This window comes from Myceligenerans halotolerans, assembly GCF_054782975.1.
Window position 1 is genome coordinate 405332 of the sequence record NZ_BAAGRL010000012.1, and the last position, 9131, is coordinate 414462.

Sequence of the window (9131 nt, forward strand, 5' to 3'; positions counted from 1 at the left end):
CAGCTCACCGGTGACCCGTTCCTGGCGGACCAGCGAGAGTCGGCGGCGCGGGGCGGCGTTGTGGTCGGGAATGACCATAACGACGGCCCTGGTTGCCACACTGCTGGTGCCGGCGATGACGGCGCCGGCGTCGGCGGCACCGAGCGAGCCGCCGGAGGCCGACCTCGGTACCGTCGTGTCCGGCCAGGACAGGGGAGCGCGCGCCGCCGACCTGCCCGAGCTGCCGGATCCCGCCGCTCCGGCCCAGGGCCTGCCGCGCGGCGGTACGGCCACGATCCCGGTCGCTCCTGGGAACGCCATCGATGAGCGCGATGGTGGCAAGCGTCGGGCTGCGGTGGGCGGCCCGACGACGGTGGGAGACCTGCCCGTTGCCGTCACCCGGCGTGCCGGTGCGGAGCTGGATGAGGTCACCGTCAAGGTGAGCACGCCGTCCGACGGTGCTGGACCGGCGGTACGCCTGTCGGTCCCGAAGCAGTCCGGGCCCGCAGCGCCCGGAGCCCGCACCGGTGGTGCAGGGGCGGGTGACGTCGTGGTCGACGTGGAGGTCGACTACTCGAAGTTCGCTGGGGCGTCCGGTGGCGGCTATGGCGGGCGTCTGACGCTGGTGGACGAGTCCGGCGTGCCGGTCGAGACGGTCAACGACGCTGAGAAGCAGACACTGACCGCGCAGAGCGTCGAACTCAATGCCGCGGAACCGACTACGCTGGCAGTGGCGGCCGCGACCTCGGGTGACACGGGAGACTTCGGCGCGACGCCGTTGTCGAAGTCCGCCTCATGGTCGACGGACCTGAGGTCAGGCTCGTTCGCGTGGAACTATCCGATCGGTGTGCCGGACGTTCCGGGTTCCTTCACTCCGACTCTCGGGCTGTCCTACAACTCGGGTGGGATCGACGGGCGCACGTCCAGCACGAACAACCAGGGATCCCTGGTCGGCGACGGGTTCGATCTGTGGCCGGGCTTCATCGAGCGCAAGTACAAGTCCTGCTCGATCGACGACGTCAAGAACGACGAGGGTCACGCGATCGGTGACCAGTGCTGGGACTACGACAACGCGCACATCTCGTTCAACGGAGCCGCGGGTGAGCTGGTCCCGGACGGGGAGAACTCCTGGCGGCTGGCCAAGGATGACGGCACGAAGGTCGACCTGCTCACCAACAGCGCCCGGGCCAACGGCGACAACAACAACGAGTACTGGCGTGTCACCACTCCCCAGGGCGTGAAGTACTACTTCGGGTATCACCGGCTGCCAGGCTGGAGTTCGGGCGACAGCGTCACGAACTCGACATGGACAGTGCCGGTACTCGGTGATGACGCCGGGGACCCCTGCCATGCCTCTACACGCGCGGCGTCGGTCTGCGATCAAGCGTGGCGGTGGAACCTGGACTACGCGGTGGACCCGGCGGGGAACGCGATCTCGTACTACTACACCGAGGACACCAACTCCTACGGCAGCCTGGGCGACCCGGAGGACAACGTCCGCTACACGCGTGGCGGGACGCTCGACCGCATCGACTATGGTCTCGACTCGTCGGATGTGTCGGGCGCGACGCCGCTGGGCAGGGTGACGTTCGGGTACGGCGAGCGGTGCATCCCAGGTGCGGTGGAAGGCGCCCAGTGCGACGACATCAACGAGCAGCCCAACGGCTGGTTCGACACGCCGTGGGACCTGAACTGCAGCTCGACGGCAACGTGTGACAACGGCCGGACCTCCGCGTCGTTCTGGGTCCGCGACAGGCTCACGTCGATCACGACGAGGGTCCATGTCGACGGGGCGTTCACCCCGGTGGACACGTGGAGCCTGAAGCACCAGTGGGGCACCGCGGACACTGACTACCAGCTGCTGCTGAAGTCGATCACCCGCACCGGCAAGACCGGGCACGCCACCGACGCGGACCTGTCAGGTGACGTTGCTCTGCCGCCGGTGGAGTTCGGCTACGAGCAACTGGTGAACCGGCTCGACGAGACCGGGGACGGTCAGGCGCCGTTCGTCAAGGCGCGCCTGGCCACGGTGGTGGACGAGACAGGCGGACAGGTCGACGTCGGCTACTCGGACCCGGCATGCCAGGCGAGCAACCTCCCGGCCGAGAACACCAACACCACGCGTTGCTTCCCGCAGCGCCGGCTGCCCGGCGCTGAGCTGGATCCGGTGACCGACTGGTTCAACAAGTACGTCGTGACCTCCACGGTGACCACGGACCGCACGGGCGGCGCCCCGGACTCCGAGACCCGGTACGAGTACCTCGGCGGAGGCGCATGGCACTGGGACGAGTCGACCGGACTGACGCCCGATGAGGAGAAGACCTGGTCGGACTGGCGCGGCTACGGCCATGTCCGTACCACCACCGGGTCGGTGACGGAGCAGGTCAGCCAGTCCGAATCATGGTTCCTGCGCGGCATGGACGGCGACCGGTCCAACAGGTCGGGCGGGAAGCGCTCCGTCGAGGTCTCTCTCGGCAGCGGCGAAGGGGATCCGATCACCGACAGTGACTGGCTGGCCGGGTTCGCCTACAAGACCGCGCAGTTCGCCGAGATCGACGGGGAGATCCTGTCCAAGACGGTCAACCGGCCGTGGTGGCACCGCACCGCCATCAGCGAGCGTGACTGGGGCACCATTCGATCCGGGTTCGTTCGTACGAAGGAGTCCAAGACCTGGACATCGCTCGGTACCGGCGGGTCGCCGTGGCGGACCACGCAGGTGTCGAACCTATTCGAGACGACTGCCGGCCGTATCACGCATGTGCATGATGCGGGAGACACGAGCGTCACCGGCGATGAGCGCTGCTCGAAGATGTGGTACGCGACCAACGCGTCCAAGAACATCCTGGGCCTGCACAGCCGGAAGGTGACCTGGGCTATCGGCTGCTGGCAGGGCGCGCCCGACTACGCGGGCGGTGAGGTGGTCAACGACGTCCGCTACGCGTACGACGGACAGGGCTACGGTGCCGCGCCGACGGCGGGGCGCATCACCCGCACCGCGGACCTCGCCGGGTTCGACGGCACAACCGCCGAGTACGTCGAGGCGTCTTCCACCTACGACTCGTACGGCCGGGTCACGTCGGTGACGGATCTGTCCGCCGACGTTCGGGTCACGGACCACGGCAACGGCGCCCTGTCGCGTAGCACCCGTTCGGACGGACGCACCACGACGACGTCGTACTCGCCGGCGAGTGGGTTCGCCACGTCGATGACGGAGACAACGCCGCCGGCGACTCCAGGAGACTCCGCGACGGCGCTGACCACGACCACGATGCTGGACCCACGGCGCGGTACCCCTACGCGGGTCGTAGACGCCAACGGCAAGAACACGTCCGTGCACGTCGACGCATTGGGCCGGGTAGGCAAGGTCTGGCTGACCGACAGGGCTACCACGCAGCTGCCCTCGATGCAGTACACCTACCGCATCGCCGAGGGCAAGCCCGCCGCAGTAGGGACCACGGTCCTGAACGACAACGGCGAGCAGCGCACCTCCTGGACGATCTACGATGGGCAGCTGCGTGTGCGGCAGACCCAGGTCCCCGGCCCTGAAAGCGGGCGGATCATCTCGGACACGTTTTACGACGCACGTGGACTGAACCACCAGTCCTACGAGCCGTACTACAACGACCAGGCGCCCGCCGCCGGGATCTTCGATCCGTACGACTCCTCGTCGGTCGACACGATGATCCGCACAGACTTCGACGGCACGGGCCGGCCAACACGATCGCGGACCATGTACAGCGACTCGGACGGCGAGTACACCGTTGGCACGACGAGGTGGATCTACCGCGGGGACCGCACCACGACGATCCCCCTGACCGGTGGGACAGCAACGACTGCGATCTCGGACGCGCGTGGGCAGACGATCGAGCTGCGCCGACACCTCGACGCGGTCAATGCACGGCCGGGAGACACCTCCGGGTTCGATGCCACCAGCTACACGTACACTCCGCGCGGAGAACTGGCCACGGTCACCGATCCCGAGGGGAACGAGTGGTCGTACGAGTTCGACCAGCGCGGTCGGCAGGCCTCCACGACCGACCCCGACTCTGGCACCACGACCAGCACGTATGACGACCGCGGACAGTTGATCACCACCACCAATGCCGAGAACGAGATCACGTGGCACGCGTATGACGGGCTCGGTAGGCCCACCGAGGTCCGCGCGGGAGGATCGGGCGGGACGCTGCTGAGGTCCTGGACCTACGACACGGTCCGCAACGGGAAGGGACAACCCGCCACCGCGACCAGCTACGTGGACGGCAACGCGTACACGACACAAGTCATCGAGTACGACAGCCTCTACCGGGCCCGCCGCACCCTGACTTTGATCCCCGAGTCCGAGGGCGACCTGGCCGGCACCTACATCACCCCCACCTCCTACACGGTGGCCGGTAATCTCGCCGGCCAGCCCAGGCCCGCCCTGCTCGGGTCTCAGGATGGGGTATCGGTGGCATACGAACGTGACCCTGACACCGGTTGGATCACCGGCACCCTGGCATCCAACGGCGTAGAAGCAACCCACACCTACGATTACGTCGGCAAGCTCACGCAGACCGAGATGCACGGCCCACTGAGCAAGTCCCTATGGGCGACCAACACGTACGAGGACGGCACCAACCGCCTGTCCACGTATCGCATCGACCGCCTCGACCAGCCCGGCGTGGACCGCAACGAGACGTACGAATACGACGAGGCCGGCAACATCCTGTCGTTGACCGACGTCTCTCGGACCGGCACGGAGGTTCAGTGCTTCGACTATGACCATCTGGCCCAGCTCACCGAGGCGTGGACGCAGGACGTCCTTGGTTGCGCGAGTTCCGGACAGGCCGGCGCTGACGCGGGCATGCTCGGCGGACCGGCCTACTACTGGCACGAGTGGTCCTACGACGAGGCCGGGTCTCGGCTCAGTGAAGTCCAGCACACCAATCCCGAGCATCCCCTGACTGGCCGGAACTATCAGTACAGCGAGACCCAGCCTCACGCGGTCGCACAGGTGAACCAGACAGTGGCCGCTTCTGGAGGAAGTCCGGCGGTCGAGTCGATGGAGCAGTACACCTACGACGCGGTGGGCCGGACCACGTCCCGGCAGATCGGCGGTGACACTCAGACGCTTGATTGGGGTGCTGATGGTCGTCTGGCGAGTGTGGTCAACGCGGACGGGTCGAGTGCGGAGTACGTGTACGACGCGGACGGTAGCCGTCTGGTCGGCCACGAGACCGACACGAACGGGGTGACGACGTCGACCCTGTACCTTGGGCCGACGGAGATCAGCTCGACGTCCACCGCCTCCGGCGATACCAAGATGACGCAGTACGTCGATCTGGGTGACGGGCACATGGCGGTTGTCGACGACGCCGGGGCTACCCAGTTCGTTCTGGCGGATCACCACGGCACCGGTCAGCTGACCGTCAATGCTGCGGACTTGTCGGACGTCGCTCAGCGGCGCACCACCCCGTTCGGTACGGAACGCGGCTCGGGCAGCGTGGGCCCGGACCAGTGGCCTGGTACGCGCGGGTTCGTCGGCGGGTACGACGACCGCGCTACCACGGGTCTGGTCTCGTTGGGCGCGCGTGAGTACGACCCCGCTCTGGGCAGGTTCATCAGTCTGGATCCGGTCATGGATCTGACTGACCCGACCCAGATGCACGGGTACAACTACTCCAACAACAATCCGACCACGCTGTCGGATCCTGATGGGCTCTTCGCGATCAAGCCGATCACGCCCATCGTGACGCCAATATCTGACGAAGTGACTCTGGAGGTTGAAGGGGCTGGCACGATCACGGGTGATGGTCCCGTTGTGCCAGGGCCCGGTCCGATCGTGCCTGGTGATCGTGTCGGGACTACGGGGGCGTCGACTGTCGGACCGACCCAGGAGGAGATCGCCAAGGCTCAAGCAGTGATGGACAAGTCCGTCGCCGATGTCGCCCTGGAGCTCGGGTGGGAACTCCTGAAGGACTTCGTCGGCTACAACGACCTCATGGGCTGTCTCGAGTCAGACATCGGCTCGTGCGCCATGCTCGCGATCGGCATCACCCCATGGGGCAAGGGCGCCAAGGCCATCAAGGTCCTGTACAAGATGATCGACGGCGTCATCTCCTTCTACAAGAAGGTCGAAGCCGCCAGCAGAGTCCTCGCCCGCGCTGGCATGAAATCCGCGAACAACGAGACCGCCGGTGCGCTGACAACGTTGGGCAAGGCGTCGGATCTGGCGTCCTCGTACTTGGACGGCTTCTCAGCGGGTCAGGGGTTCAGTGGCGTTTACGACGAAGCAACTGGCGCGGTGTTGGCGTTCCCAAGCCGGGCGGGTGCGAACTTGCCAAATGGCTATGTGCCTCGTCGCGGAGGCCATGCCGTCGTGGACGCTCGTATGACCCAGGCAATGGGAGCGCCCACTAAAAGGAGGGCCGGTTTTACGGCGATCCTTCAGGGGGACGGAAGCTTGAACGTCGAGTGGCTGTCGCGCTCGGTTAACGGCAGAATGGGAGACCCTTACGTGCCGGCTGACCTGCGTCAGGGGATACTCGATACCATGGGCGGCCTGACCGGAAGAACGGTGAGAGGACAGTGATGTCTAGTCGATTGGTTGCGGGATTTCCTCTTCCTGATGAATGGGATGCGGCCATCAACACTCCTCAGTGGACTGCGTACCGACAGGATCCTCGCGTGTTGCCAACTCTCGTCGAGGAGATCTTCGGCGAAGCGCCGGATCGGTCGTGGCGCTTCTACACGTTCGATGAGGTCGTCGGCATGACAGAGGATTGGCGCCAAGAGGAAGACTCTGCCTGGTTTGGTGTCGAGCCGGATGCCATCGATCCTGCACGGTCAGTATTGATCGGAGAGCTGGGCTACGACCGCCCAATCGCATTGGACTACCGGGCGAGCATGCCGTGTGTGCGCTTTATGGCCATCGACGGACGTTGGCCGGTCGTGGCCAGGTCGTTGCGTGATCTTGTCGATCGTCTGGAGGGCGGTTGATAAGTCTTCGGGGTCTTGACGGGCCTGATCGTCCGTTCGGCCTCTCGAGCGCGACGGGTCAACGGGGGTGTTCCCGGACTTGATTTCTGACGATGACGACCGGGGTAGAATTCTCTCGCTGGCGCGTTCGGAATTCGCGTTCCTCCTGGACTCCTATGGTGCAACTGTGACGTTGGACCACGATTCCGTCACGGATGTTCTCGTGTTCGTGATGGATCCGATCACAATCGAAGTTCAGTTCGAGTGGAGGGAGGTGATTGTGGATGTGTTGCTCTGCCGTACGGTTGGCGGTCGACGACCTCCGGGGTGGTATGCCCATGGCGGCAAGAAGATGCGCGTCCTGCTCTGGCAGGCATTGAAGGAGGGCCCCGATGAGTATCAAGGACTTGCATCGAGGCTCGCCAGCGACCTGGATACTCGTGCGCGACCGGCTGAGGAGATGTTGAGAGAGCTCCGTGTTCAATCAGCTATCGTCTCAGAGATCATGCCCTTACGTGACAGATACTTTGATGCACTTTTCGGCTCGTAGTTTGGCTGCCTGGACTCAGTATTAGTGCTTTGGTGCGTTGATGGTCTGCCTTCGAATTCCCTATTCACTGGCTCGAGCGAGTCTGGGGTGGTCCGGTCCAGGGTAGATCCGAGCGTTCTCTCGATTACAGGGATAGATCCATCAGCTGGAGCGGCAATGGCCTTTGGAGTCGGTGATATATGGCATATGAGGACCTGACCCGAGCCGTTCTCGTGTGGACCGGCCGGGGAAGCGCGCGGTCACCATTGCGTGACGACAATCTCGTGAGAAGCGAGTTCGGCGCCAATTATGCGGACGACCTGGTGCAACAAGTGCGCGATTTGGAGGAGGATTTCTACCGGTCCACCGCGCATATGACGGCGCCGGATATCTCATCTATGGGTGAACAGGCCGCCGCCGATTTTCGGGCGGCCCACCCGGGGATTCCGGAGGAGATCGTCGAAGCGTTCGCATGGTGCTATACGTACGATTATAAGTGAACGCCCGGCCAAACGGCCAGGAGCGGCGTAATCCTGATTGTTCCAGGGATTTACTGGTCGACTGCGCCTGCCCCCCCGGGCATCCGAACAGACGCGGTGGCCAATGTCGGGCTGCGACATGCTCGGGGCCAGCATCATCCCGAACTGGCTCGAGAACGGCGCCATTCTGGTCACCCGGGTCAGCGGCGTCAACGCGGGCGCAGCCCGCGCCGCGGTGGTGGTGCGCAACGCGCCGACCAGGGTGTCGAACATCGCCTGGGCTGCGCTTCCAGCGCCGCGATCCTCTCGTCACGCAGCGCGAGCGCTTCGACGATCTGCTCACGCGACGGCTCGACCACCCACCCAACCTACACGTTCCCGCAGGTCACAGCCTCACGAGACGTGCGGCTGAACAGGTACCTGACTTTGATCACTTCTGGCGGGTCTGGAGTTCCGTAGCTCGTTGACCTGGGGTTTTGCGGGATCACGGGCGTGGATTGGGGCACTAACGGGGTCTCGTATGCTGCGGGTTGTGGCTCCGTACATTCGAACGGTGACGACGGCGTCTGGTGCGACGGCGGTGCAGGTTGTTTACTCCAAACGGGGTGGGAAACTGGACCTGGAGCACCTCGGGTCCGCGCACGACGGTGAGGAACTGGCGCTGTTGAAGGCGGTCGCGGCGCAGAAGATCGCGGCTGGGCAGGACGAGCTCGACCTGGGCCTGGATCTGGCCGGTCCGGTGCCCAAGCCGGGCCGGGGTGCGCGGGTGCCGGTGACCGCGTCACGGGCCGAGGTCCTCATCGACGTGCTGAACGCCGGCTTCGACGCCCTCGGCCTGGACGACGCGAGCGGTCAGGATGAGGTGTTCCGTCAGATGGTGCTGGCCAGGATCATCGAACCGACCTCGAAGCAGGACAGCCTGCGAGTTCTTGCCGAGACGGGCATCGAGGCGGTCTCGTATCCGACGTTGCGGCGACGGCTTCCGGTCTACGCAGACACGACCTTCCGCGACCAGCTCACTCGGGCTCTGGCCTCCCGGGCCTCGCTCGGCCCCACGAGCCTGGTGCTGTTCGATGTCTCGACTCTCTACTTCGAGACCGACAAGGCCGACGACCTGCGTAAACCCGGGTTCTCGAATTACGCCGAGGTCGTGGTTATGCCGATGTTGGTGTCGGGTCGCGGGTGTT

General features: G+C 65.1%; 4 protein-coding genes and 1 pseudogene. All 5 read left to right on the forward strand.

The features are described from left to right. Window positions 1–70: 70 nt before the first annotated feature. On the forward strand, window positions 71–6550 hold the full coding sequence (locus tag ACYVK5_RS10950; protein ID WP_460704741.1) for an RHS repeat-associated core domain-containing protein: 6480 nt from the start codon (window positions 71–73) through the stop codon (window positions 6548–6550). A gap of 95 nt (window positions 6551–6645) precedes the next feature. Further along, window positions 6646–6957: a hypothetical protein gene (locus ACYVK5_RS10955; RefSeq protein ID WP_460704743.1), complete on the forward strand. Its 312-nt coding sequence runs from the start codon at window positions 6646–6648 to the stop codon at window positions 6955–6957. Between the two features lie 166 nt (window positions 6958–7123). Next, window positions 7124–7486: a hypothetical protein gene (locus ACYVK5_RS10960; RefSeq protein WP_460704745.1), complete on the forward strand. Its 363-nt coding sequence runs from the start codon at window positions 7124–7126 to the stop codon at window positions 7484–7486. Window positions 7487–7749: 263 nt separating this feature from the next. Next, window positions 7750–7965: a hypothetical protein gene (locus ACYVK5_RS10965; RefSeq protein ID WP_460704747.1), complete on the forward strand. Its 216-nt coding sequence runs from the start codon at window positions 7750–7752 to the stop codon at window positions 7963–7965. A 532-nt stretch (window positions 7966–8497) separates the two neighbouring features. Then, window positions 8498–9131, forward strand: a pseudogene (locus ACYVK5_RS10970) (IS1634 family transposase); the annotation flags it as partial.